Genomic DNA, 24,263 nt, shown 5'->3' on the forward strand with positions numbered 1-24,263 from the left:
CGGGCCACGCGCCCGTCAGGGACGGTCGGCACCCATCCGGACCGACCGGCCACACACCCCTCTGGAAGAGCCGACACCCAGCAACACCGACCGGCCACGCACCCTCAGGAACGGCCGGCACCCATCAGCACCGACCGGCCACGTACGCGTCAGGCCCGGTCAGGCCCCCGTCACCACCGCCGCCTGCGGCCGGATCGGCAGGCGGTTCACGGGGCGGCCCGTCGCGGCCCGTACCGCGGAGGCGATGGCCGCCGGGGAGGTGACCACCGGCACCGCGCTGGCCGCCTTCGCGCCGAAGGGGGCCACCACGTCCCGTTCCTCCACCAATTTGACGATCTGGATGTCGGGGGCGTCGAGCGCGGTCGGCAGGGAGTAGCCGGTCAGGTCGGGGTGGCGGATCAGACCGCGCGGGGTGCGCAGGTTCTCCGTCAGCGCGATGCCGACGCCCTGGGTGACACCCGCCTCGATCCGGGCGGCGAGCTGCGCGGGGTTGAGGATCCGGCCCACGTCCTGGGCGACCGCCAGCTCCACGACCCGTACGGAGCCGAGTTCGATGTCGACGTCCACGACCGCGCGGATCGCGCAGAAGGCCATGCCCACGAACGCGTCGCCCTGGCCCGCGCCGTCCAGCGGCTCGGTGGGGTGCGGTCGGCACTGTGCGGTGGCCCACAGCTCCTTGCCGTCGAGTGCCTCCGCGACCGTCGTCGACAGGACACCGTCGTACGACGTGATCTTGCCGTCGGTGATCTGGAGCAGCTCCGTGGACATGCCGAACTTGTGGGCCAGGGGCTGGAGCAGCTGCGTGCGGACCATCTTCGCCGCGCGTTCCACCGCGCCGCCCGACACCCAGGTGTGGCGACCCCGGCAGCCGGCGCCCGCGGGGGGCTGGTCGGTGTCGACCTGGGCGATGTGGACCTCGTCGATGCCGAGGGTCTCCTGGACGATCTGCCGGGCGAGGGTGGAGAAGCCCTGGCCGGTGTCGACGGCCGCGCACAGCACGGTCGCGATGCCGTCGTGGACCTTCACGGTGGCCGTGGAGACCTCGTCGGCGCCCTCCGCGCCGAGCATGTGGACCATGCCGAGGCCGTAGCCGACGCCGCGCCGGACCGCGCCCGGCTCGCCCGCGCCCTCGGGGCCGCCCGGCAGCAGCCACTCCTCCTCGGGGGTGTCCTTCGGCAGCGCCGGGAGCGGGAACTCCCGGACCGCTTCGAGGAGTTCGGCGACCGGGGCCGGGCAGGTCACGGACTGCCCGGTCGGCAGCACGTCACCCGTGGACATCACGTTGCGCATGCGCAGCTCGGCCGGGTCGAGGCCCAGCTTCTTGGCGAGCTTGTCCATCTGCGCCTCGTACGCGGCGCACACCTGCATGGCGCCCTCGCCACGGACATGGCCGGAGGGCGGGTTGTTGGTGCGGACCGCCCAGCCCTCGATGAAGGCGTTGGGGACGATGTACGGGCCGCAGGCGAACGACACGGCCGCCGCCAGGGCCTCGGACGAGGTGTCGGCGTACGCGCCGGCGTCGAGCAGGATCTGGGCCTCGACCTTGACGAGCCTGCCTTCGGCGTCCGCGTGGTGGCGGTAGCGCAGGAGGGTCGGGTGCCGGTGCGCGTGGCCCAGGAAGGACTCCTCGCGCGTGGCGGTCAGCTTGACGGGGCAGCCGGTCTTCAGCGCCAGCAGCCCGAGGGGGAGCTGGAAGCCCTGGTCCTCGCGGTCGGCGGTGGCGCCGGGCACCCCGGTGACGACGATCTTCACGCGGTCGGCGGCCAGGCCGAAGACGGCGGCGGCGGTGTCGCGGTCGGTGTGCGGGTCGGTGGAACCGAGGTACAGCTCGACACCGCCGTCGGGGCGGGGCACGGCGAGGCCGGCCTCGGCGCCGATGGGGGCCGGGTCCTGGCGGCCGATGCGGTACTGCCCCTCGACGACGATCTCGCCGGAGGCGTCGGGGTCGCCGTGGCGCAGCGGGATGTGCCGGATCAGATTGCCGTCGGGGTGCAGGGGTTCGGCCTCGAAGGCCTGCTCGGGGTCGATCACCGGGTCGAGCACCTCGTACTCGACGATGACGGCGGCGGCGGCCATCCGCGCGGTGTCCGGGTGGTCGGCGGCGACGGCCGCGATGGGCTCGCCATGGTGGCGGACGACCTCGGACGCGAACACCGGCCGGTCGATCTTGCCGCGGCCGTGCAGCGGGGTGCCCGGCACGTCCTCGTGGGTGACGACGGCCCGGACGCCGGGCATCTCGCGCGCGTGGGACGTGTCGATGGACACGATGCGCGCGTGCGGGTGCGGTGAGCGCAGGACGGCCGCCCAGAGCAGGCCCTCGGCCCACAGGTCGGCCGCGTACGGGAAGGTGCCCTCGGACTTGGCGCGGGCGTCGGCCGACGGCAGGGACACGCCGAGCCCGTGCGGCGGTGCCTCCGGTGCGGGCGCGGCGTCCCCGGCGGTGCCGGCGGTGCCGGTGATCGCGGGCGTCGCGGTGGCTGCGTCGTTGGTCACGCCTGGCCTCCGTCCTGGCCGAACGACTGGTCCTGATCGCCGAAGTTCCGGCCCTGACCGCCGTAGGTGTCGTCATGACCACCGAACGACTGCCCCTGACCGCCATATGTGTCGCTCTGGCCACCGAACGACTGGTCCTGGCCCCCGAAGCTCTGGCCCTGACCGCCGTAGGTGTCGTCATGACCGCCGAACGACTGCCCCTGACCGCCGTAGGAGTCGTCGTGCCCCCCGAACGACCGGTCCTGGCCTCCGTACGACTGGTCCTGGCCTCCGTACGACTGGTCCTGACCTCCGAAGCTCTGGTCCTGACCTCCGAAGCTCTGGCCCTGTCCGCCGTAGGTGTCGCCGTGACCGCCGAACGACTGCCCCTGACCGCCGTACGTGTCGTCCTGGCCGCCGAAGGACAGCCCTTGGCCGCCGTACGACTGGCCGGGGTCGTGCGGGGCCTGGGGCGGGGCCTCCTGGGCCTCGTACGCCGCCGCGTTGACGCCGCCCGCGCCGGGGCCCGCCTGGTGCGGGATGCGTGCCTCGTCGGTGTCGGCCCCGGTGTCGCTGTCGGCGGCCGCGTGCGCCGCACGTTCGGCGACGACGTCGCGGACGGCCGCCAGCACGCCGCGGTAGCCGGAGCAGCGGCAGAGGTTGCCGCACAGCGCCTGGCGGGCCTCCAGTTCGGTGGGCGCCGGGTTGCCCTCCAGGAGGTCGTGCACGGTCATCGCCATGCCCGGCACGCAGAAGCCGCACTGGACGGCGCCGCACCGGGCGAGCGCCCGCTGCACGTCGGACGGCTGTCCGTCGACGGCGAGACCCTCGACGGTGCGCACCTCGCTGCTCGCCGCGGTGACGGCGGGCACCAGGCAGGAGGCCACGAGGCGGCCGTCGACCTGGACGTTGCAGGCGCCGCACTCGCCCTGGGAGCAGCCGTCCTTGGCGCCCGCGAGGCCGAGCCGCTCGCGCAGCACATACAGCAGCGACTCGCCGATCCAGGCGTCGGTGACGGGCCGGTCGGCGCCGTTGACGCTCAGGACGTACGAGGCGAGGGGGTGGTCGTCGTGCGGGGGCGGGGTGGGCTCGGCGGCCGGGTCCGCGGCGTCCGCGTCCTCGGTGCCGGAGGTCTCGGCGTCGGACGCCTCGGCGGGCGTCTTCGCCTCCTGCGGGCCCGTGGGGTCGCTGTCGGCCTCGGCGGACCGGTCGGCGGTCCCGGCGGGCTCCTGGGCGCCCTCGGGGGCCTCCTCGGCGGTGTTGTCGGGGGCCGGTGCCTCGACGGCAGTGCCGGAGGGCACTCCCGTGGCCTCGGCGGGCGCGTCAACCGGGGGTTCCTCGGCGGCGCTCTCCTCGGCACGTGCCGGGGGCGGCGGCGCGGTCCACGCGGTGCCGATCTGCTCGGTCGCCCAGGGCGCGGGGGCGCCGCCGGGCAGGGTGGCGGGCGGGGTGCCGCCCCACTGCTCGACCAGGGCCGACGTACTGAACTCGCCCGATTCGTCCGGAAGGTCACCTCCGGCGACCGGAATCGACCACTCGCCGGTCACGTCGTGACCGGGTGCGGTGCCTTCCTGCGCGGCGGGTTCCTCGAACGTCCACTGCCCGGTCGAGCCGGGGTTGTACGTGAACCCGTCCTGCGCCGGGGGCTGCTGCTGCCCGGCGTTCGGGTCGTGCCACTGGGTGCCCTCGGCCGGCATGGCCCAGGAGCCCGTGCCGGACGGGTCGGTCCCGGCGGCGGGCGGGTTGGCCGCTATGGGCGGCGGCACATAGCCGTGGCCGGGCGCGGCGAGGGGACTGTCGGCGGCGAGCAGCGCGTCGATGCCCCCCTCGGGGAGCTGAACGAAGGTGGTGGCGCCGTCGTCGTAGTCGCCCTGCGGCAGTCGCTCCCAGCCGCTCTGGCCCCCCTGCTGCGGGGTGCCCTCTCCGTGCTGGTCGTCGGTCACGACAGCGCCCTCCCCAGTGCTCGTCGGGCCAGCGCGGCGACGGTGCGCCGCAGGTGCAGTACGGCAGGCGGAAGCGGTGGCACGGAGCCGTCGACCTCGGGGGCCGGGTCCGGGATACAGGCGGCGGCGACGTACTCGCCGAAGGCCTGCAACGCCTCGGGGACCAGGGTGCGCTCGCCGTCCCAGTCGATCAGTCCGGCGACCCACGCCTCGGCGTCCAGCGGGCGCAGCGGCATCGGCGCTATGGCGCCGACGGCGCACCGCACCCCGCGCCGGGCGGGGTCGAGGACGAGGGCGACCGAGGCGGCGGCGCGGCCGGGGCCGGTCCGCCCGGTGGCCTTCAGGAAGACCTGGGGGGCGTGCAGCAGCGGCACGCGCACGAACCCGATCAGTTCGCCGGGGCGCAGCATCTCCATGCCGGCGAGCAGATGGGAGACGGGCATCTCGCGGCGGGCCCCGCCCGGGCCCGCGATGACCAGGGTGGCCTCCAGGGCGGCCAGCACCGGCAGCGCGTCCCCCGTGGGGGCGGCCGTCGCGATGTTGCCGCCGAGGGTGCCCGCGTTGCGGATCTGCGGCGGTCCGGCTGCGCGCGCGGCGGCGGCGAGCGCCGGAATGAGCGCCGCGAAGTCCGGGCGCCCCATCCGGGCGTGCGTCAGTCCGGCGCCGAGCAGGGCGTGCCCGTCCTGGTACTGCCAGCCGCGGATCTCGCTGATCCTGCCCAGCCCGACCAGCGCGGCGGGCCTGAGCTGCCCGGAGTTGACCGCGGTCATGAGGTCCGTGCCGCCCGCCACCGGAACCGCCCAGGGCATGGCGGCGAGGGCCGCCACGGCCTCGTCGAGCGAGCCGGGCAGGGTCACGGCCTGCGCCGCCTGCGGTGCGTGCGTGGTCAAACCGGCTGCCCCTTCCCGCTGCCCCACCGTAGGGCCTGTCTCACGGATCACGCCTGGAGACGGAGCTCGCTGCGCGCCCCGCCCAGCGGCCATCATCCGGCACCGTTGCCCGAAGCCGACATGATCCGAACGACAGACCCTGGTCCGCCTGTGTTGCCGTACGGTACGTGCTGACAGGGCGGACGTGGCAACTCTGGCACATTCTCGCGAGGCCCGAACGCGGGGGTCCGCTAGGAGGCATTCGCCCACCTCACCCCAGGGATGGTCCGTTTTGGTACGTGATCTCCCGCAGGTTCTTTTTGCTGACTTTCGGTGATTCTTGCGCCTCTTCCTCCTGGTGGGGGCCGCGTCACGGGGCATCGCCTTTCGGACGCGCGGGTGCGCCGCCGCCTCACACGTTCGGGGGCACCCCTTCGATCGGGCGTCCGAGCACGCCGGGGCGCCGCTGCCACGGGCGGGGTCCGCCGGGCGGCCGATAACCGACCCCCAGGGCGTCAAGTCGGCGATAGTGGGAGGTCATCCGCCGTTCGAAGTCGGCGAAGTCCCGTTCGGCGGGCGCGGGCAGCCTGCTCCAGGCCACCTCGGCGAAGGCCGCGAGCCGCGGGAACGCCTGGTAGTCGACGCGCGCGGGGTCCTCCATCACCTCGGTCCACACATTGGCCTGGGTGCCCAGCACATGCCGCGCCTCCTCGGGCGTCAACTCCGGTGGAACCGGCTCGAACCGGAAGACGTCCTCCAGGGTGCGCACATAGCCGATCGGGACCGGTTCGTCGGGGCCGTCGTGCTGACGGTGGTCCAGGTACACGTGCTGCTCGGGGCACATGACCACGTCGTGGCCCGCGCGGGCCGCCGTGACGCCGCCCGCGTAGCCCCGCCAGGACGACACGGCCGCACCCGGCGCGAGGCCGCCCTGCAGGATTTCGTCCCATCCGATCAGGCGACGCCCGCGCGCCGTCAGCCAGTTGTCGAAGTGCCGGACGAACCACGACTGCAGGCCCTCCTCGTCCGTGAGTCCGAACTCCCGGATGCGCGCCTGCGCGGTCGCCGACCGCTTCCACTGGTCCTTGACGCACTCGTCGCCGCCGATGTGCACGAACGTCGAGGGAAAGAGTTCCAGGACTTCCTCCAGGACCCCTTCGTAGAAGCGCAGGGTGTGGTCCGTGGGGGCGAGGACGTTTTCGTTGATGCCCCAGGTGTCCCAGACGGTGAGGGAGGCCGTGTCGACGACATCGGTGTTGCCCAGTTCCGGATACGCGGCGATCGCGGCCTGGCTGTGTCCCGGGATGTCGATCTCGGGGACCACGGTGATATGCCGTTCGGCGGCGTAGGCGACGATCTCGCGGAGGTCGTCGCGTGTGTAGTGACCGCCGTGCGGCTTCTCCTCCCACAGCGGTGACGCCCTATGACCGAATTTCGTACGGGCCCGCCAGGAACCGACCTCCGTCAGTCTCGGGTATCGCTCGATCTCGATCCGCCAACCCTGGTCGTCCGTCAAGTGGAAGTGGAGGACGTTCAGTTTGTGCGCGGCCATCAGATCCAGATAACGCAGCACCTGGTCCTTGGGCAGGAAGTGCCGGGCGACGTCGAGCATGAGGCCGCGCCAGGCGAAGCGGGGGGCGTCCTCCACGGTGACCTCCGGGAGGTCCCGGTCCTGGCCGGGCCGCAGGGGTGCCCGCCTGTGGGCGTCGGGCCCGAGCAGTTGCCGGAAGGTCTGCGCGCCCCAGAACACGCCTGCCGCGCTACCGCCCTGGATGAGATGGTCGGCACCGCCGGTGACCACGCGATACCCCTCCGAGGGCAGGCCCGGCTCGATGCTCAGCACGAGCCGGCAGACGGACTCGCCGCCGCCGGCGGTGAGGGCGTATCCGGTCGCCGCGCCGACCGTCGCCCGCAGCCAGCGTGCGACGCCCTCGGTGCCGGGGCCGGCCACCAGCCGGGTCCCCTCGTCCAGCCGCCCGCGGCCGGAGCCGTTCCGTACGAGGCGTCGTGGCGCCGGAATCAGGTCCGTTCCGTCGGGTTCCGTCATGTCACTCCTTTCACTCCTTGACCGCTCCGCCCAGTCCGGAGACCAGCCGTCGCTGGACGAGTACGAAGAAGACCAGCACCGGAATCGTCATCACCGTGGACGCCGCCATCACACCGCCCCAGTCGGGTTCTTCCGGCTTGAAGAAGACGAGCAGCGCCATCGGCAACGTCGACCGGGAGGTGTCGCTGATGATGAAGGACTTGGCGAACAGGAAGTCGTTCCAGGTCGAGATGAAGGAGAAGACGCTGGTGGCGACCAAGCCCGGCAGGACGAGCGGGAAAAGGATCTGCCACAGGAATCGGGAACGGCTCGCCCCGTCGAGCTGGGCGGCCTCCTCCAGGGACTCCGGTACGGCCTTCACGAAGCCCCTCAGCATCCAGATCGCGAAGGGCAGGGAGAAGGCGATGTGGGGCAGGATCAGGGCCCCCAGGGTGTTGAGTTGACCGGCGTCCCGCATCAGGAAGAACAAGGGGATGGTGAGCGCCTCCACGGGCACCATCTGGGCGATCAAGAACATGATCAACAAGGTGGTCCGGAAACGGAAGCGGAATCGGGTCACCGCCGTCGCCGCGAGAAACGCGATCAGCGCGGAGGCGATCACCACGGTGCAGGCGACGACAAGGCTGTTGAGGAAGTAACGGCCGAATTCCTGCTGTCCGAGGACCCGGCGGAAGGAATCGAGTGTCGGCGCGAGGGTCCAGGGCCGGGGCTCGGCCGACTCGATCTCCCCCGCCGGTCTGACCGCGCTCAACACCATCCAGTACAGCGGGAACGCGACCACGGCCGCGATGACCAGCGCGGACGCCTCCGCGGCGAGCCGCCGGGGCCGCCTCGGCCGCCGCCGGAATCCCGTCGCGTTCACAGCTCCTCCCCCTGTCCGCGGAGCAGCCGCAAATACACCAGGGTGATCGCCAGCAGAATCACCAGCATCACCACGCCGATCGCCGAGCCGAGGCTGTACTCGGAGGCGGCGAACGCCTTTTGGTAGGCGTACACGTTCAGTACGAGGTTCTGGCCGGCGATACCGCCGCCGCCCGTCATCACATAGATCTGGGTGAAGACCTTGAAGTCCCAGATGATCGACTGAATGGTGACGACGACGAGGATCGGGCGGAGCATCGGGGCGAGCACCGACCGCCAGATCCGCCACTGCGAGGCCCCGTCGAGGGCCGCCGCCTCCAGGACCTCGGACGGGACGGCCCGGATGCCCGCGTAGACCGTCACCATCACGAACGGGAAGGAGCACCACACCACTTCCAGCAGGACGAGGAAGAAGGCGCTGTACCGCCCGTACGTCCAGGAGTGGTCGCCCAGCCCGAGCACCCGGTTGACGGGGCCGAAGTCGGGGTCGAACAGCAGCAGCCACACCGTCGAGCCGGTGACCGCCGGGGTCGCCCACGCGCCCAGCGCGGCCAGCATCAGCGCCAGCCGCGGCACGGCCCGCACCCGGGTCAGCAGCACGGCCAGGGCGCAGCCGACGGCCAGCGTGGACACCACACAGGCCGCGGCGAAGCCGACGGTGGCCAGCAGCACCTGCCAGAACTGGGCGTCCGAGAAGAGTTCGGCGTAGTTCCCGATCCCCCGGAAGGAGGTCGGCTCGCCGCCGCTGACCTGCGCCTGGGTGTACTCCAGCAGGGAGATCAGACCGAGCTGGCCGACGGGATACACGAGCAGCGCGCCGAGCACGACGAGCGCGGGGGCGAGATAGAGCCAGGGAGTCCAGGCCGCGGCGCGCCGCGGGCGGGCACGGGGGTACGGGACGGTAGGACCGCCTCGCACCCGCGAACGCACCGTGCCACCCGGGCTGGTGGGCACCGGCGTCACCCGACGGAGCTGAACGCGTCGTTCATCCGGTCCGCCGCGTCCTCGGACGCCTCGTCCACGTCCTTCTTGCCGCTGACGACCTCCTGGAACATCGTCGGCAGCACGAGCGACGCGTCGATCCGGGCCCACGCGGGCGAGACCGGCACGAACCTGGTCCCCGAGGACAGCGTCTTCACGAACGGCTCGATGAACGGCTCCTTCTTCGCCGCCTCGGCCCGGACGTCGGTGTACGTCGGCAGGAAGCCCATCGCGTCGAAGAGCGCGCCCTGGGTCCGCTTGGACGCGAGCCGCTTCATGAGGTCGACGGCGAGCGTGCGGTGCGTGGTGCTTTTGAGTACGCCGATGTTGTTGCCGCCCGCGAACGCCGGCGCCACCGAACCGGACTTCACCCCGGGGAGCGGTACGACCGCGTACTTGCCCTTGACCTTCCCGGCCTCCACGGCGGCGTGGCTGAAGTCACCCCCGATGGCCATGCCGGCCTTGCCCGCGGCGAACGCGGTGACCGTGTCGTTGCCGCCCATGCCCGCGCACTTGGCGGCGGGGCAGTTGTCGTCACCGAACAGCGAGGTGTACGCCTCGATGCCCTTGCGGGCGGCGGCGCTGTCGATGGTGGAGGCGTACGAGCCGCCCCGGCCCTCGGCTATCTCGCCACCGTTGGCCCAGACGAAGGGCATCGCGCCGTAGGTGTATGCGCCGCCGACGACGAGGCCGTACAGCTCGGGCCGGGCCGCGCGGATCCGCTGGGCGGCGGTCGTCAGCTCGTCCAGGGTCCTCGGGGGCTCCAGGCCGAGTTCGTCGAAGACGTCCGTGCGGTAGTACAGGGCGCGGACGCCCACGAAGAAGGGGGCGCCGTAGACCTTGCCGTCGACGGTGACGGAGGTCCTGGCGGTGGGGTCGGAGTCCTTGGAGTCGGCCCAGCCGTTGAACTCCGTGGTGACGTCGGCGAGTCCGCCGTCCTTGACGTAGCCGGCGGTGTCCGTGTTGCCGTACTCGATGACGTCGGGGGCGCTCTTCGGGTCGTTGAAGGCGGCCTTCATGCGTTCCGCGCGGGTCTCGACGGGGATGTACTCGACCTTGACCTTCGCGCCCTCGTGCGCCTTCTCGAAGGCGGCGACGACCTTGTCGACGACCTGTTCCTTCGGCTCGTTGCTCACCTCCCGGAAGAGCCAGAGCCGCAGGGTGCCGGTCCTGTCGTCCTTCGCGGCGGACGAGTTGTCGGACGTCCCGGGGGCGCAGGCGGTGAGCCCCGCGAGAGCGAGGGCCGCCATGGGGGCGACGAGTCGGGCGGCGAGCTTCATGGCGCGTGGTCCTCCGGAGGGGGGTGCGGAGTGTTGCATTCTCTGCAACGGGCGTTTTGCTCTACACAACACACCGGAGGCTATGGAGTACATGAACATGACCACAAGAGGTCTCGACCAGTTGTGACCAAGAGAGGGCGCCTGATGGCTCGGGGGTGCATGTTCGTCGGCGACTGCGGGTGGTTCGTGGTTTCTCGCGCAGTTCCCCGCGCCCCTGAAGGCATGGGCCTGGCGGCCCGGCCTTCATCCCACGGCGCCCTTGCGATCGGAGGAGCGCCCGTTGAAAAGCACGGGGCGCAGCCCCGGTCGCTTTTCAGGGGCGCGGGGAACTGCGCGACAAGCCACGACGCACCCGCACCCGCCAACGAACCGCGCACCCCCGAGCCATGAGGCGTCCGGCGCAGCAAAGACCGCGGTACCCGCTTCCGGGGCACCGCGGTCACATGATCCGGCCGCTACTTCTTGCCGCCGCCCTCGTCGTCCCCGCCACCCGCACCGAGCGAGTCGAAGATCTCCTTGCACATGGGGCACACGGGGTACTTCTTCGGGTCGCGCCCCGGTACCCACACCTTCCCGCACAACGCCACGACGGGCGTGCCGTCGAGCGCGCTCGCCATGATCTTGTCCTTCTGGACGTAGTGGGCGAAGCGCTCGTGGTCACCATCGCCGTGCGACACCTGCGGCGTCGGCTCGACGAGGGTCCCCGTACCAGTACCGCGCTCGGGCTCAAGAGTGCTCATGCCGCCAAGGGTACTGGGGCCCGCACGCATCAGTTGAGCGAAGGGTCGTCGGGGTACGTGGCCACCATCGCGAGTTCGCTGCGCTGGCGGCGCAGCACCTCCCGCCAGAGCCGTTCGGGCGAGGGGGACGACACGTCGCCGGGTTCCGACTCGACGACGTACCAGGCGCCCTCGACCAGTTCGTCCTCCAACTGGCCGGGGCCCCAGCCCGCGTAGCCGGCGAAGATCCGCAGCGAGCCGAGCGCCGAGGCGAGGAGCTCCGGCGGGGCCTCCAGGTCGACGAGCCCGATCGCGCCGTGGACGCGCCGCCAGCCGAGCGGGGCCCGGTCGACGGGGCCGCCGCCGGGTATCACGGCGACGCCGAGCGCCGAGTCCAGGGACACCGGGCCGCCCTGGAAGACGACCCCGGGTTCGCCGGCGAGTTCCGCCCAGCCCTCCAGGATGTCTCCGACGTCCACCGGGGTGGGGCGGTTGAGGACCACCCCGAGCGAGCCCTCCTCGTCGTGGTCGAGGAGCAGCACCACAGCGCGGTCGAAGTTCGGGTCCGCCAGGGCGGGCGTGGCCACGAGCAGCCGCCCTGTGAGCGAGGACACCTCGGTCATGCCAGACATGATCCCGCATCCTGCCCGCGCGCGGGGAGCCAATCCCGGGAGCGGAGTGAACGCAGCTCAGGGCGCACCGGTGCGGACCCCGCGCACAGCCGTTTCGGTGACCCCATGTGCCCGGCCGCGGACGGTTCGTGTTGTGGCGAACTCATGACGTGTCTGAGAAGTACGCGGGCTTACGGAAGGGGGGTGGGCGGCGTTTACGCTAGCCCTTCCGGCCCACGCCGAAACGGCTCCCGCACAACGGGAAAACCGGTCGGCCCCCCACGCCGTAACGCCCTCTGCCCTACTCCACGGAACGCGAGATTCATGACCGTCAACGGCTCTGACGACGTACTGCTTGTACACGGCGGCACCCCGCTCAGTGGCGAGATCCGTGTCCGCGGTGCGAAGAACCTCGTACCCAAGGCCATGGTCGCCGCGCTGCTCGGCAGTGGTCCGAGCCGGCTGCGCAACGTCCCCGACATCCGCGACGTGCGGGTGGTGCGCGGGCTGCTCCAGCTGCACGGCGTCACGGTCCGCCCGGGGGACGAACCGGGTGAGCTGGTGATGGACCCGACGAACGTGGAGAGCGCGAACGTCGCCGACATCGACGCCCACGCGGGCTCCTCGCGCATCCCGATCCTGTTCTGTGGTCCGCTGCTGCACCGGATCGGCCACGCCTTCATCCCCGGTCTCGGCGGCTGCGACATCGGTGGTCGGCCCATCGACTTCCACTTCGAGGTGCTGCGGCAGTTCGGCGCGAAGATCGAGAAGCGGGAGGACGGCCAGTACCTGGAGGCCCCGCGGCGGCTGCGCGGTACGAAGATCCGGCTGCCGTACCCGTCGGTCGGCGCGACCGAGCAGGTGCTGCTCACGGCCGTCCTCGCGGAGGGCGTGACGGAGCTGTCGAACGCGGCGATCGAGCCGGAGATCGAGGACCTCATCTGCGTCCTGCAGAAGATGGGCTCCATCATCGCGATGGACACCGACCGCACGATCCGCATCACCGGTGTGGACTCGCTCGGCGGCTACACCCACAAGGCCCTCCCGGACCGTCTGGAGGCCGCCTCCTGGGCGTCCGCCGCGCTGGCGACGGAGGGTGACATCTACGTCCGGGGCGCCCAGCAGCGTTCCATGATGACGTTCCTGAACACCTACCGGAAGGTGGGTGGCGCGTTCGAGATCGACGACGAGGGCATACGCTTCTGGCACCCCGGCGGCCAGCTGAAGTCGATCGCCCTGGAGACGGACGTCCACCCCGGTTTCCAGACCGACTGGCAGCAGCCGCTGGTGGTGGCTCTGACGCAGGCCACGGGCCTGTCGATCATCCACGAGACGGTCTACGAGTCCCGGCTGGGCTTCACGTCCGCGCTGAACCAGATGGGCGCGCACATCCAGCTCTACCGCGAGTGCCTCGGCGGCTCCGACTGCCGCTTCGGCCAGCGGAACTTCCTGCACTCCGCGGTCGTGTCGGGCCCGACGAAGCTCCAGGGCGCCGACCTGGTCATCCCCGACCTCCGCGGCGGCTTCTCGTACCTGATCGCGGCCCTCGCCGCCCAGGGCACGTCCCGCGTCCACGGCATCGACCTCATCAACCGCGGCTACGAGAACTTCATGGAGAAGCTCATGGAGCTCGGCGCGAAGGTGGAACTCCCGGGCAAGGCCCTCGGCTGACGCTGCGACCGAGCGGCCCCACCACCACCGCACGGCAGCACCGCTCCCTGCCGGGGGTCCGGGGGTCGGCCCCCGGACGGACACAGCATGGAGAAGCTCATGGAGCTCGGCGCCAAGGTGGAACTGCCGGGCAAGGCCCTCGGCTGACACTGCTGCCGAGCGGCTCCACCACCGCCGCACAGCAGCGCCGCTCCCTGCCGGGGGTCCGGGGGTCGTCCCCCGGACGGACACCGCATGGAGAAGCTCATGGAGCTCGGCGCGAAGGTGGAACTCCCGGGCAAGGCCCTCGGCTGACGCTGCGGCCGAGCGGCTCCACCACCGCCGCACAGCAGCGCCGCTCCCTGCCGGGGGTCCGGGGGTCGTCCCCCGGACGGACACAGCATGGAAAAGCTCATGGAGCTCGGCGCGAAGGTGGAACTCCCGGGCAAGGCCCTCGGCTGACGCGCCGCCCGTGGGGCTGACGTGCCGCTCGTCGGGCTGAGGCGTCGCCCGAAAAACGCCTGTGGGGCGGTCTCCCGGTGTCGGGAGGCCGCCCCACTGGCGTTACCGGGCCTCGTACGCCGCCGTGCGGCATACGGGCGGCGGGATCACTTGCCCTTGGCGGCTTCCTTGAGCTTGCTGCCCGCGGAGACCTTGACGCTGTAGCCGGCGGGGATCTGGATCGGGTCGCCGGTCTGCGGGTTACGCGCGGTGCGAGCGGCACGGTGGGTGCGCTCGAAGGTCAGGAAACCGGGGATGGTGACCTTCTCGTCGCCCTTGGAGACGATGTCACCGACGACGTCGGCGAACGCGGCCAGCACGGCGTCGGCGTCCTTGCGGGTCACCTCGGCGCGGTCGGCCAGCGCGGCCACCAGCTCACTGCGGTTCATGTTGTTACTCCCGTGTTCTTCTTGCCGTTGAGGCGGACCCGGGTCCGTCGTCAGACCCTCGCGCCCAGGGACGCATCCTGCACTCACCTGCGGCGGGAAAGCCAATCCGGCACCCATGGGAGTCACACGAACACCCATGGGAGTCACACGAAAAGCGCCATGTCCACGCCGGTCCCGCTCGGCCCGCCACGACGGCGGACTGGCCGCCACCCTAGGCGTACGTACGGCCCGGACCCCCGCGACGCGCCGGGATCCGGGCCTATCGTGGTGACTGTCACAGTACGGCCGGAGCCGCTGTCGGGCCACCCGTGACCGGGGTCAGGCGGTGGCGCCGGCGGCCTTCGCGGCCTCGCGGACCGCGCCGGCGACCGCTCCCGCGACCTTGTCGTTGAAGACGCTCGGGATGATGTAGTTCGCGTTCAGCTCGTCCTCGGTGACGACGTCCGCGAGGGCCTTCGCGGCGGCGATCATCATCTCCGTGTTGACGGTGCGGGACTGGGCGTCGAGGAGACCGCGGAAGACACCCGGGAAGACCAGCACGTTGTTGATCTGGTTCGGGAAGTCGGAGCGGCCGGTGGCCACGACGGCCGCCGTCTGACGGGCCACCGCGGGGTCGACCTCGGGGTCCGGGTTCGCGAGCGCGAACACGATCGCGTTGTCGGCCATGGCGGCCACGTCGTCGCCGTCGAGGACGTTCGGGGCGGAGACGCCGATGAAGACGTCCGCGTCGCGCACGGCCTCCTTCAACGTGCCGGTGAGGCCCTCGGGGTTGGTGTTGTCGGCGATCCAGCGCAGCGGGGAGTCGGCGGCGGCGTCGACCAGGTCCGCGCGGTCGCAGTGCACGACACCGTGGATGTCGGCGACGACGGCGTTCTTCACACCGGCGGCGATGAGCAGCTTCAGGATGGCCGTACCGGCCGCGCCGGCGCCCGACATGACGACGCGGATGTCGCCGATTCCCTTGCCCGCCACGCGAAGTGCGTTGGTGAGGGCGGCGAGCACGACGATCGCGGTGCCGTGCTGGTCGTCGTGGAAGACGGGGATGTCGAGGGCCTCGCGCAGCCGGGCCTCGATCTCGAAGCAGCGGGGCGCGGAGATGTCCTCCAGGTTGATGCCCGCGAAGCCGGGGGCGATCGCCTTGACGATCTCGACGATCGCGTCGGTGTCCTGGGTGTCGAGGCAGAGCGGCCAGGCGTCGATGCCGGCGAACCGCTTGAAGAGGGCCGCCTTGCCCTCCATGACGGGCAGCGCGGCCTTGGGGCCGATGTTGCCGAGGCCGAGGACGGCCGAGCCGTCCGTCACGACCGCAACGGAGTTGCGCTTGATGGTGAGGCGGCGGGCGTCCTCGGGGTTCTCGGCGATCGCCATGCAGACGCGGGCCACACCCGGCGTGTAGATCATCGAGAGGTCGTCACGGTTGCGGATGGGGTGCTTCGACGCCATCTCGATCTTGCCGCCGAGGTGCATCAGGAACGTACGGTCGGAGACCTTGCCGAGCGTCACGCCCTCGATGCCGCGGAGCTGCTCGACGATCTCGTCGGCGTGCGCGGTGGAGGTCGCCGCGATGGTGACGTCGATACGGAGCTTCTCGTGGCCGGAGGCGGTCACGTCGAGGCCGGTCACCGAGCCTCCGTGGGACTCGACGGCTCCGGTGAGCTGGGAGACCGCGGTTCCGCTCGCGGGCACCTCCAGGCGGACCGTCATCGAGTAGGAGACGCTGGGCGCCGTTGCCATGGCCGACTTCCTCTGCTTTCGCTACTGCGTTGGTGCGTTTTGCCGTCCGATCGTCGCACCTACCACCGAGTAGGCGTTAGCCCGGTGGGATTGTGAACGTTTTGTTCTCAACGGAAAGAGGCCCACGTCACAGGGACGTGGGCCTCTCGCGTACTACTGGTGTCCAAGTGGCACCGACCCGCCATGCTCGCCTCGCGGCAAGTGGTCGCTCTGAGCGACGAAGGTTGGGCCCGGGGGCTTGGATCGAGCCGGTGCCACCACCCAGGCTAACAGGCGCCCCGACGTTCTGGGAGTTGACGATGCGTCGGCGGGTGCGGGTGGTTCCAGCGTCAGTCGCGCAGCAGATCCGGTACGCCGTTCGCGTCGGGGTCGTCCCTCTCCGCCGAGACGACCGTCAGTTGCTGGGTCGCCCTCGTCAGGGCCACGTACAGGACCCGCAGGCCCGCCGGGGACTCGTCGGCGATCTCCGCCGGGGAGACGACCACCGTCGCGTCGTACTCCAGGCCCTTCGCCTCCAGGCTGCCGAGGGCGACGACGCGGTCGCCGAGGCCGGCCAGCCAGCGCGCGGCCTCCTCGCGGCGGTTCATCGCGACGACCACGCCGACCGTCCCGTCGACGAGGTCCAGCAGCCGCGCGGCCTCCGCGCGGACCGTGCGGGCCAGGGTGTCGCGCTGGGCGGTGACGAAGCGGGGCTCGACGCCGGTGGAGCGGACCGCGGACGGGGACTGGGAGCCCGGCATCGCCAGCGCCAGCACCTTCGCCGCCAGTTCGGCGATCTCGGCCGGGTTGCGGTAGTTGACGGTGAGGGTGAAGCGGCGGCGCGGGCGGGTGCCCAGCGCCTCGTCGCGGGCCTCGGCCGCCTCGTCCGGGTCGGACCAGGAGGACTGGGCGGGGTCGCCCACGACCGTCCAGGTGGCGTGCCGGCCGCGGCGGCCCACCATGCGCCACTGCATCGGGGTCAGGTCCTGCGCCTCGTCGACGATGATGTGCGCGTACTCGGTGCGTTCCTGGGCCAGCCGCTCGGCGCGCTCGCGCTGGGTCTCCTCGCGCACCGGCATCAGCTCCTCCAGGCCCGTGAGCTGGTCGAGCGGGTCGAGTTCGCGCTTCTTGCGGGGGCGGGCGGGCATGCCCAGGATCGCCTGGAGCTCGTCGAGCATGGCGACGTCGTGGACGGAGAGGCCGTCCCGCTTGAGGGACCGGGCGACCCGGCGGACCTCGCCTGGGTTGAGGATGCGCCGGGCCCAGCGGCCGAGGCGGCGCTCGTCGGCCATGGCGGTGAGGACCGCGCGGGGCGTCAGCTCGGGCCACCAGGCGTCGAGGAAGGCGATGAAGTCGTCCTCGCTCGTGATGTCCTCGTCGAAGGAGGAGCGGAGCTCGGCGGCGAGTTCGGGGTCCGTGTGCCGTCCCGCGGCGCCCGACCGGTCCCACAGGGCGTCGAGCAGGAGCTTGCGGGCGCGGGGCCGCAGCAGGTTGACGGGGGCGGTGCCGCCGAGCGCGTTGCGGCGGACGCGGTCCAGTTCCTCGGCCTCCAGCTCCAGCCGCCGGCCGAAGGCGACGACACGCAGCCGGGTGGGCGCGTCGCTCCGCTCCAGCGCGCCCCGGGCGGCCTTCCGCAGCACCTTGAGCATGCGGTACGAGCCCTTGGCGCGGGCCACGGCCGGGGAGTCGTACAGGGTGGCCTCGGCGCCGTCGACGAGGGAGCCGATGGCGCGGATGGCGACCTGGCCCTCCTCGCCGAGCGAGGGCAGGACGCCCTCGGTGTACGCCACAAGCAGCGGGGTCGGGGAGACGATGAGGATGCCGCCCGCGTACCGGCGCCGGTCCTGGTAGAGGAGGTACGCGGCGCGGTGCAGGGCGACGGCCGTCTTGCCGGTGCCGGGCCCGCCCTCCACGTAGGTCACGGAGGCGGCGGGGGCGCGGATCACCAGGTCCTGCTCGGCCTGGATGGAGGCGACGATGTCCCGCATGGTGTGGCTGCGGGCCTGGCCGAGGGCGGCCATGAGGGCTCCGTCACCGATGACGGGCAGCTCGTGGCCGTCGAGGCGCGCCGTCAGCTCGGGGCGCATCAGGTCGTCCTCCACGCCGAGCACCTTGCGGCCCTTGGAACGGATGACCCGGCGGCGGACGACCCGGCCGGGGTCGACCGGGGTCGAGCGGTAGAAGGGGGCGGCTGCGGGGGCCCGCCAGTCGATGACCAGCGGCGCGTACTCGGAGTCGAGGACGCCGATGCGGCCGATGTGCAGGGTCTCGGCGATGTCGGCGGTGTTGTCGGGGCGGACCGCGCCCTCGGCGGGCTCGACGGCGGTGTACGCGCCGTCCGGGCCCTTCTTGCCGTCCTTGCCGAGGAGGAGGTCGATACGGCCGAAGAGGAAGTCCTCGAACTCGTTGTTCAGCCGGTTCAGATGGATACCCGCGCGGAAGACCTGGGCGTCCCGTTCGGCGAGCGCGCCCGGGGTGCCGACCTGGCCGCGCTTTGCCGCGTCGTTCATCAGGAACTCCGCCTCGTGGATCTTCTCCTCGAGACGCCGGTACACCCGGTCCAGATGTTCCTGTTCCACGCCGATCTCCCGCTCACGGACGGAGTCGTGAGCGGAGTCGAGCGTTACCTGCTGAACCTGAGCGGCCACCCGGGCCCCCTTCTGACGTGCTGGGCAGCCGTCCACCGTACGCGACGGTAGCCCCCGGGGGGAACAGCCGGTGCCCCGCGCCCCCGAAAGACGAGGGGACGCGGGGCACCGGTCGGTTACGCCTCGACCTGGACCAGCTTCTTGCCGGAGAAGGTCAGGACCTCGAAGTGGTCGATCTCGTCCGGGGTGAAGGCGGCGCCGCCCTCGACGTAGAGCGGCTTCCTGGCCTGCTCCGTCTTGGCGCCCTCGATGCCGTAACCCCAGGTCGGGACGGACCAGGAAGTGACCGTCTCCCGCTCACCGTTCTTGCCGACGGCGATCAGCGAGCACTTCTCCGGGCCCTTGACGTTCTTCAGCTCCAGGACCGCCTGGGTGCCCCAGGCCTTCTCCTTCATGGCGACCGTGGCACTGACCTTGGTGGAGGCGTCCGTGCGCTGCACCTTGTCGTCGATCGCCGTGAACACGGTCTGGGCCTGGTTCTCGACGCCCGGTTTGGCCGACGGCGTGCCGCTGTCGCCGCCGGTCGTCGCGAACACCGCGGTGGGACCCGCGACGATCGCGGCGATGCCCGCCGCCAGCATGAAGAAGTTGCGCCGGCTCTTCTTGGCCCGGTGCTGGACGACCTCGCCGACCAGCCGGTCCGAGAGCTTGGTGCTCGGTTTCGCCGCCAGGGACTCGCCGATCGCCGGTGTCCCCTGGGCCGCGGGCAGATCGGCGAGGGCGGCCAGCATGGGTTCCATGCCGGCCAGCTCGTCGAGCTGCTGACCGCACCACTCGCACGTGGCGAGATGGGCCTCGAATTGTGTGGCCTCGGCGTCGTCCAGTATCCCGAGGGCGTACGCGCCGACGGTTTCGTGGATGTTGTCGCCGGAACCTTGGGCTCCTTGCACAGACCCGGGCATTCCCGGTCCATACCCCCCGTAGATGTTGCTCATGCCGTCACCCCGCGCTCCTCCAGAGCCAGCTTCATCGACCGCAGGGCGTAGAACACCCGGGAGCGGACGGTTCCACTGGGGATGCCAAGCGTCTCGGCCGCCTCATTGACCGTACGCCCTTTGAAATAGGTCTCGACCAGGACTTCCCTGTGGGCAGGGGTCAGGTCGTCCAGCGCGTCCGACAGTGTCATCAGCCACAACGCCTTGTCGATCTCGTCCTCCGCGGGGATGACCTCCAGCGGCGACGGGTCGACCTCCTGCGGCCGGGCCTGCCGGCTGCGGTGGCCGTCGATGACGATGCGGCGTGCGACCGTCACCAGCCAGGGGCGTACCGATCCGGTCGCTCGATTGAGCTGACCGGCGTTCTTCCAGGCCCTGATGAGAGTTTCCTGCACAACGTCCTCGGCGCGCTGACGGTCGCCCGCGACCAGACGCAGCACGTACGCGAGCAAGGGTCCAGCGTGCTCGCGGTACAGCGCGCGCATCAGCTCCTCGTCTGGCTCTGAGGGCTGCGACGCGCGATGTCGTGCCCTGTGCGGGCGGTCATCAGCCACAGCGGAATCCTTGCGCACGGCTACCTCCGGTGTCCGGGGGTTCCCCCAGTCGGTCGCTCACATCGGGATACGTAGGTAACCAGTTGTGTGTTCAGAGTTGAGCCACAACTTTCTCGATTAAACGTGGGGTTGGTGGGACCCCTGAGGGACAAGCGCGCCCAAACCGGCTTCAAAACGTGCGCCGGAGGGCGGGAATTGTGAAGATGTGGATCTCGCGGTGTGAAAAACAGCACTGCTGCTTCTTTACGTGAGCGGGCCGGTTGCCCAACTGCTAGGCCGCTCAAGGGAGATGCTCAATCCGTCGCCAAGCGGGGGGAAGTGGGGCGGAAGGTACGCGATCTACGCGCGTGACAGAGCCGCGCGGCGGCGATGCCGGGCCACGCGCTCACGGTTGCCGCAGATCTCGCTGGAGCACCAGCGACGCCGCCGGCCCCGGGACGTGTCGACGTACACGAGGGGGCAGTTGTCGCCGGCGCACTGGCGCAGGCTCGCGCAGGCGACGGGGTCGGTGAGCAACTCCACGGTGTCGCGGGCGACGACCGCGAGGAGGGCGGCGCGGTCAGGGGTGTGCGCGAGGGCGCGGGCGAGGACGCCGGTGTCCGTGCGGACGGCTCGGGGGGCGGGGGGCGCGGGTCTCGCCAGCTCGTTGATCCGGGCGAGGGAGGCGTCGTACGCGTCGGGGTCGGGCCGGGTGGTGGGGGACGCCGCGGGGTGGACCAACCCGGCTATGTGGCCGCGCAGTTCCCGGAAGGCTGGCAGCCAGTCGGGGGTGATGTGGTCGAGGGGGGTGTCCGCGGGGACGAGGGCGGCTGTGGTGATCCAACGGCGCAGGTGCGCGGGCGAGGTGAGTTGTTCCTCGGGGTGGGTGGTGGCGAGGAGGTCCAGGCAGAGATGGCCGCAGTCGAAGCGGGGGGTGTAGGACATGGGCCTGTCACCGCCTAGGGGTCACCGCGTCGGGGGGGCTCAGGTGTTCGTACCCGCTACGGTGCCGTGTCGCACTTGGCCGGGCGCCTGATAGCTCGGGGGTGCGCGGTTCGTTGGCGGGTGCGGGTGCGTTGTGGCTTGTCGCGCAGTTCCCCCCGCCCCTGAAAAGCGGCCGGGGCCGCGCCCCGTGCTTTTCAACGGCGCGCCGCGGGGACGAAGGCCGGGCCGCAGGCCCAAGCCTTCAGGGGCGCGGGGCGGTGACACATGCGGCTCCGCCGCGTGGGCGCGAGAAACCACACACCACCCGCACCCGCCAACGAACCGCGCACCCCCGAGCTATCAGGCGCCCGGCGCTCCATACTTCGTGTCGGCGGCCGGGTCCAGCGCCAGCCGGTACCCCCGTTTCACCACGGTCTGGATGAGCTTCGGCGCTCCCAACGCCGTGCGCAGGCGGGCCATCGCCGTCTCCACGGCGTGTTCGTCGCGGCCCGCGCCGGGGAGGGCCTTGAGGAGTTCGGAGCGGGGGACGACCCAGCCGGGGCGGCGGCACAGCGAGCGGAGCAGGGACATGCCGGCGGGCGGGACGGGGCGCAGGGCGCCGTCGACCAGGACCGCGTGGCCGCGGATCTCCACGCGGTGACCGGCGAGGGGCAGGGTGCGGGCGCGGGACGGGAGTTCCTGGCAGAGGAGTTGGACGAGGGGGCCGAGGCGGAACCGTTCGGGCTGGACGGTGTCGATGCCGTGGGCCTGGAGGGGAAGGGCCGTCACCGGGCCGACGCAGGCGGGGAGGACGTCGTGGTGGAGGGCGTTCAGCAGTTCCGGGAGGAGCCCCTTGGTCTCGGCGCGGGACAGCAGTGAGGCCGCGGCGGGCGCGCTGGTGAAGGTGAGGGCGTCGAGGCCGCGTCCGACGGTCGCTTCGAGGAGGCGGTCGACCGGGGTGAGGTCCTCCGGCGGCAGCCAGCGGTAGACGGGGACGCCGACGACCTCCGCTCCGGCGGCCCGCAGCGACTCCACGAAGCCGGGGAGGGGTTCGCCGTGGAGCTGGACGGCGATGCGGCGGCCCTCGACACCGTGCTCCAGCAGCCGGTCCAGTACCTCCGCCATCGATTCGGAGGAGGGGGACCACTCCTCGGTGAGGCCCGCGGCGCGCACCGCGCCCTTCACCTTCGGTCCGCGCGCGAGGACCTCGACGCCCCGGAGACGGTCCAGGAGGGCCTCGCCGAGGCCCCAGCCGTCGGCCGCCTCGATCCAGCCGCGGAAACCGATGGCGGTGGTCGCCACCACGATGTCGGGTGCCTGGGCGAGGAGGTCCTTGGTGGCGGCGAGCAGCTCGCTGTCGTCGGAGAGCGGCACGATGCGGAGGGCCGGCGCGTGGAGGACGGACGCTCCGCGACGCTGGAGCAGGGCCCCCAGTTCGTCGGCGCGGCGCGCGGCTGTCACGCCCACCGTGAACCCCGCCAGGGGGCCGTGGTCTGGTCGCTGCTGTTCGTCGTACATGGTTCTCGTCCCGCCCGAGTCGTAGTACCTGGCTCTGGCACCTACATGCCGAACGAGCCTGTCAACGCTGCGTGACAGGCTCGGTTCGGGTTGATGTCGCTGGTGTTACGTCGCACGTGTCACGCCATGGGTGATGTCACACCTCGGCGTAGCTGAGCTGCGGCTTCTTCTCCGTCTCGGCCGTCGCCGTGACCGTCGTGGTGGCCGGCCGGCGAAGGTATACGGCCCAGGTAACCGCGAAGCACAGCCCGTAGAAGGCGAGGAAGCTGACGAAGGCGCCGGTGCCGGAGCCGACCGTGAGGAAGGACTGACGGAAGGCCAGGTTGATCCCGAGGCCGCCGAGCGCGCCCACCGCGCCGATGATGCCCATGGTGGCGCCGGAGAGACGGCGTCCGTAGGCCGCGGCCTCCTCTCCCCGCAACCCCTTGGCGAGGGCCTTGGCCTGGAAGATGCCCGGGATCATCTTGAAGGTGGAGCCGTTGCCGATTCCGGTGAGGACGAAGAGCGCGATGAACGCCACGGTGAACAGCGGCAGCGACTTCTGCATGGAGGCGACGACGATGACACCGGTGGCGCCGGCCATGGCGACATAGTTCCACAGCGTGATCTTCGCGCCGCCGTACTTGTCGGCGAGGGCGCCGCCCACGGGGCGGATCAGCGAGCCGAGCAGGGGGCCGATGAAGGTGACGTACGCGGACTGCAGGGGCGTACGGCCGAACTGGGTCTGCAGGACGAGGCCGAAGGCGAAGCTGTAGCCGATGAAGGAGCCGAAGGTGCCGATGTAGAGGAAGGACATGATCCAGGTGTGGGCGTCCTTGACGGCTTCCTTGGCGGCGCCGGTGTCGTTCTTCAGCTCGGCGATGTTGTCCATCCTGAGCCAGGCGAGGACCGCGGCGAGGACGATGAACGGGATGTAGATCCCGAGCAGGACGCGCGGGCCGCCGCTGGCGCCGATGACGGCGAGACCGACGAGCTGCACGACCGGGACGCCGATGTTGCCGCCGCCCGCGTTGAGGCCGAGCGCCCAGCCCTTCTTCCTCAGGGGGAAGAAGGCGTTGATGTTGGTCATGGAGGAGGCGAAGTTGCCGCCGCCGATGCCGGCGAGCATCGCGCAGATCAGGAACGTGTTGAACGAGGTTCCCGGCTCCATCACCGCGAAGGCGGCGACGGTCGGGATGAGCAGCAGGCTCGCCGAGACGACCGTCCAGTTGCGTCCGCCGAAGATCGCCACCGCGAAGGTGTACGGGACGCGCACGATGGCGCCGACCAGGGTGGCCATCGACACGATGAAGAACTTGTCGGCCGGGGTGAGCCCGTACTCGGGGCCCATGAAGAGGACCATCACCGACCAGACGGTCCAGATGGAGAAGCCGATGTGCTCGGAGAGGATCGAGAAGATCAGGTTGCGGCGGGCGACCTTCTCGCCGGTCTCGTTCCAGAAGGTCTCGTCCTCCGGATCCCAGTGCTGGATCCAGCGGCCTCCCCTACTGGCAGCGGGGGCTGTGCTCGGGGCTGTCATGACGCCTCCACGGTTCTCCGGGCTCGGACTTGCTGGGGGGATGGCTTATGCGTCCGAAGGTAGGGAGGGCGCGTTTCCGTGCTGTGGCACCGGGTGACCGCAAGGGAACTTTGCTCTCACGCCGCCGTGGGCCCGCCGGTGAGGAAAGCG

18 protein-coding genes are annotated in these 24,263 nt (G+C 71.3%); 1 reads left to right on the top strand and 17 read right to left on the bottom strand.

The features are described 5' to 3' along the window. Nucleotides 1-159: 159 nt before the first annotated feature. From M8J73_RS30255 to M8J73_RS30295, 9 genes are all read right to left on the bottom strand, one after another. The gene (locus M8J73_RS30255; RefSeq protein WP_055542066.1) at nucleotides 160-2,493 is read right to left on the bottom strand and encodes a xanthine dehydrogenase family protein molybdopterin-binding subunit; all 2,334 of its coding nucleotides are present in this window, start codon (nucleotides 2,491-2,493) and stop codon (nucleotides 160-162) included. Continuing rightward, a complete protein-coding gene (locus tag M8J73_RS30260; RefSeq protein ID WP_249829306.1) occupies nucleotides 2,490-4,415 on the bottom strand; it encodes a 2Fe-2S iron-sulfur cluster-binding protein in 1,926 nt (641 codons plus the stop codon). The genes M8J73_RS30255 and M8J73_RS30260 overlap by 4 nt, the downstream gene beginning before the upstream one ends. Next, nucleotides 4,412-5,305 (bottom strand): FAD binding domain-containing protein, encoded by an 894-nt coding sequence (locus tag M8J73_RS30265; protein ID WP_055512741.1) that lies wholly within the window; start codon nucleotides 5,303-5,305, stop codon nucleotides 4,412-4,414. Before M8J73_RS30265 ends, M8J73_RS30260 begins: the two co-directional genes overlap by 4 nt. Nucleotides 5,306-5,696: 391 nt before the next feature. Next, nucleotides 5,697-7,331, bottom strand: a complete 1,635-nt coding sequence (locus M8J73_RS30270; protein WP_055537779.1) for a beta-N-acetylhexosaminidase — start codon at nucleotides 7,329-7,331, stop codon at nucleotides 5,697-5,699. Between the two features lie 10 nt (nucleotides 7,332-7,341). Further along, nucleotides 7,342-8,193: a carbohydrate ABC transporter permease gene (locus tag M8J73_RS30275; RefSeq protein ID WP_055537780.1), complete on the bottom strand. Its 852-nt coding sequence runs from the start codon at nucleotides 8,191-8,193 to the stop codon at nucleotides 7,342-7,344. Continuing rightward, a complete protein-coding gene (locus M8J73_RS30280) occupies nucleotides 8,190-9,110 on the bottom strand; it encodes a carbohydrate ABC transporter permease (RefSeq protein WP_240501107.1) in 921 nt (306 codons plus the stop codon). The genes M8J73_RS30275 and M8J73_RS30280 overlap by 4 nt, the downstream gene beginning before the upstream one ends. 41 nt (nucleotides 9,111-9,151) lie before the next feature. Next, nucleotides 9,152-10,453: an extracellular solute-binding protein gene (locus M8J73_RS30285; protein ID WP_055537781.1), complete on the bottom strand. Its 1,302-nt coding sequence runs from the start codon at nucleotides 10,451-10,453 to the stop codon at nucleotides 9,152-9,154. Nucleotides 10,454-10,908: 455 nt separating this feature from the next. Then, complete coding sequence (locus tag M8J73_RS30290) at nucleotides 10,909-11,193, bottom strand: DUF3039 domain-containing protein (RefSeq protein ID WP_079054731.1); 285 nt, start codon at nucleotides 11,191-11,193, stop codon at nucleotides 10,909-10,911. Nucleotides 11,194-11,222: 29 nt separating this feature from the next. Then, a complete protein-coding gene (locus tag M8J73_RS30295) occupies nucleotides 11,223-11,795 on the bottom strand; it encodes a YqgE/AlgH family protein (RefSeq protein WP_055512729.1) in 573 nt (190 codons plus the stop codon). Between the two features lie 312 nt (nucleotides 11,796-12,107). Here M8J73_RS30295 and murA point away from each other — a divergent pair, with 312 nt between their 5' ends. Then, nucleotides 12,108-13,454: a UDP-N-acetylglucosamine 1-carboxyvinyltransferase gene (gene murA, locus M8J73_RS30300; RefSeq protein WP_055537783.1), complete on the top strand. Its 1,347-nt coding sequence runs from the start codon at nucleotides 12,108-12,110 to the stop codon at nucleotides 13,452-13,454. Between the two features lie 587 nt (nucleotides 13,455-14,041). On the opposite strand, the gene M8J73_RS30305 is transcribed toward murA, so the two are convergent. From M8J73_RS30305 to M8J73_RS30340, 8 genes are all read right to left on the bottom strand, one after another. Next, the gene (locus M8J73_RS30305) at nucleotides 14,042-14,323 is read right to left on the bottom strand and encodes an HU family DNA-binding protein (RefSeq protein WP_055512725.1); all 282 of its coding nucleotides are present in this window, start codon (nucleotides 14,321-14,323) and stop codon (nucleotides 14,042-14,044) included. A gap of 318 nt (nucleotides 14,324-14,641) precedes the next feature. Next, on the bottom strand, nucleotides 14,642-16,057 hold the full coding sequence (locus M8J73_RS30310; protein WP_055537784.1) for an NAD-dependent malic enzyme: 1,416 nt from the start codon (nucleotides 16,055-16,057) through the stop codon (nucleotides 14,642-14,644). 329 nt (nucleotides 16,058-16,386) lie between these two features. Continuing rightward, on the bottom strand, nucleotides 16,387-18,684 hold the full coding sequence (locus tag M8J73_RS30315; RefSeq protein WP_055537785.1) for a HelD family protein: 2,298 nt from the start codon (nucleotides 18,682-18,684) through the stop codon (nucleotides 16,387-16,389). Between the two features lie 116 nt (nucleotides 18,685-18,800). Further along, nucleotides 18,801-19,574 (bottom strand): zf-HC2 domain-containing protein, encoded by a 774-nt coding sequence (locus M8J73_RS30320; protein WP_055537786.1) that lies wholly within the window; start codon nucleotides 19,572-19,574, stop codon nucleotides 18,801-18,803. A 41-nt stretch (nucleotides 19,575-19,615) separates the two neighbouring features. Next, nucleotides 19,616-20,191 carry a sigma-70 family RNA polymerase sigma factor gene (locus tag M8J73_RS30325; RefSeq protein ID WP_079049401.1) on the bottom strand — a complete coding sequence of 192 codons (576 nt, stop codon included), beginning with the start codon at nucleotides 20,189-20,191 and terminating at the stop codon, nucleotides 19,616-19,618. A 321-nt stretch (nucleotides 20,192-20,512) separates the two neighbouring features. After that, nucleotides 20,513-21,097, bottom strand: a complete 585-nt coding sequence (locus tag M8J73_RS30330; protein ID WP_249829307.1) for a CGNR zinc finger domain-containing protein — start codon at nucleotides 21,095-21,097, stop codon at nucleotides 20,513-20,515. Between the two features lie 339 nt (nucleotides 21,098-21,436). Then, nucleotides 21,437-22,594 (bottom strand): uroporphyrinogen-III synthase, encoded by a 1,158-nt coding sequence (locus M8J73_RS30335; protein WP_055542442.1) that lies wholly within the window; start codon nucleotides 22,592-22,594, stop codon nucleotides 21,437-21,439. Between the two features lie 136 nt (nucleotides 22,595-22,730). Then, a complete protein-coding gene (locus M8J73_RS30340) occupies nucleotides 22,731-24,113 on the bottom strand; it encodes a NarK family nitrate/nitrite MFS transporter (RefSeq protein ID WP_055542443.1) in 1,383 nt (460 codons plus the stop codon). Nucleotides 24,114-24,263: the final 150 nt, after the last annotated feature.

This window comes from Streptomyces neyagawaensis (genome assembly GCF_023516595.1).
Lineage (GTDB): Bacteria > Actinomycetota > Actinomycetes > Streptomycetales > Streptomycetaceae > Streptomyces > Streptomyces neyagawaensis.

Excerpts from the sequence above, each read along its gene's own strand:
- M8J73_RS30295 (WP_055512729.1), bottom strand. The coding sequence starts at position 11,795 with ATGACCGAGGTGTCCTCGCTCACAGGGCGGCTGCTCGTGGCCACGCCC.
- M8J73_RS30305 (WP_055512725.1), bottom strand. The coding sequence starts at position 14,323 with ATGAACCGCAGTGAGCTGGTGGCCGCGCTGGCCGACCGCGCCGAGGTG.
- M8J73_RS30335 (WP_055542442.1), bottom strand. The coding sequence starts at position 22,594 with ATGTACGACGAACAGCAGCGACCAGACCACGGCCCCCTGGCGGGGTTC.
- M8J73_RS30310 (WP_055537784.1), bottom strand. The coding sequence starts at position 16,057 with ATGGCAACGGCGCCCAGCGTCTCCTACTCGATGACGGTCCGCCTGGAG.
- M8J73_RS30270 (WP_055537779.1), bottom strand. The coding sequence starts at position 7,331 with ATGACGGAACCCGACGGAACGGACCTGATTCCGGCGCCACGACGCCTC.
- murA (WP_055537783.1), top strand. The coding sequence starts at position 12,108 with ATGACCGTCAACGGCTCTGACGACGTACTGCTTGTACACGGCGGCACC.
- M8J73_RS30340 (WP_055542443.1), bottom strand. The coding sequence starts at position 24,113 with ATGACAGCCCCGAGCACAGCCCCCGCTGCCAGTAGGGGAGGCCGCTGG.
- M8J73_RS30330 (WP_249829307.1), bottom strand. The coding sequence starts at position 21,097 with ATGTCCTACACCCCCCGCTTCGACTGCGGCCATCTCTGCCTGGACCTC.
- M8J73_RS30285 (WP_055537781.1), bottom strand. The coding sequence starts at position 10,453 with ATGAAGCTCGCCGCCCGACTCGTCGCCCCCATGGCGGCCCTCGCTCTC.
- M8J73_RS30290 (WP_079054731.1), bottom strand. The coding sequence starts at position 11,193 with ATGAGCACTCTTGAGCCCGAGCGCGGTACTGGTACGGGGACCCTCGTC.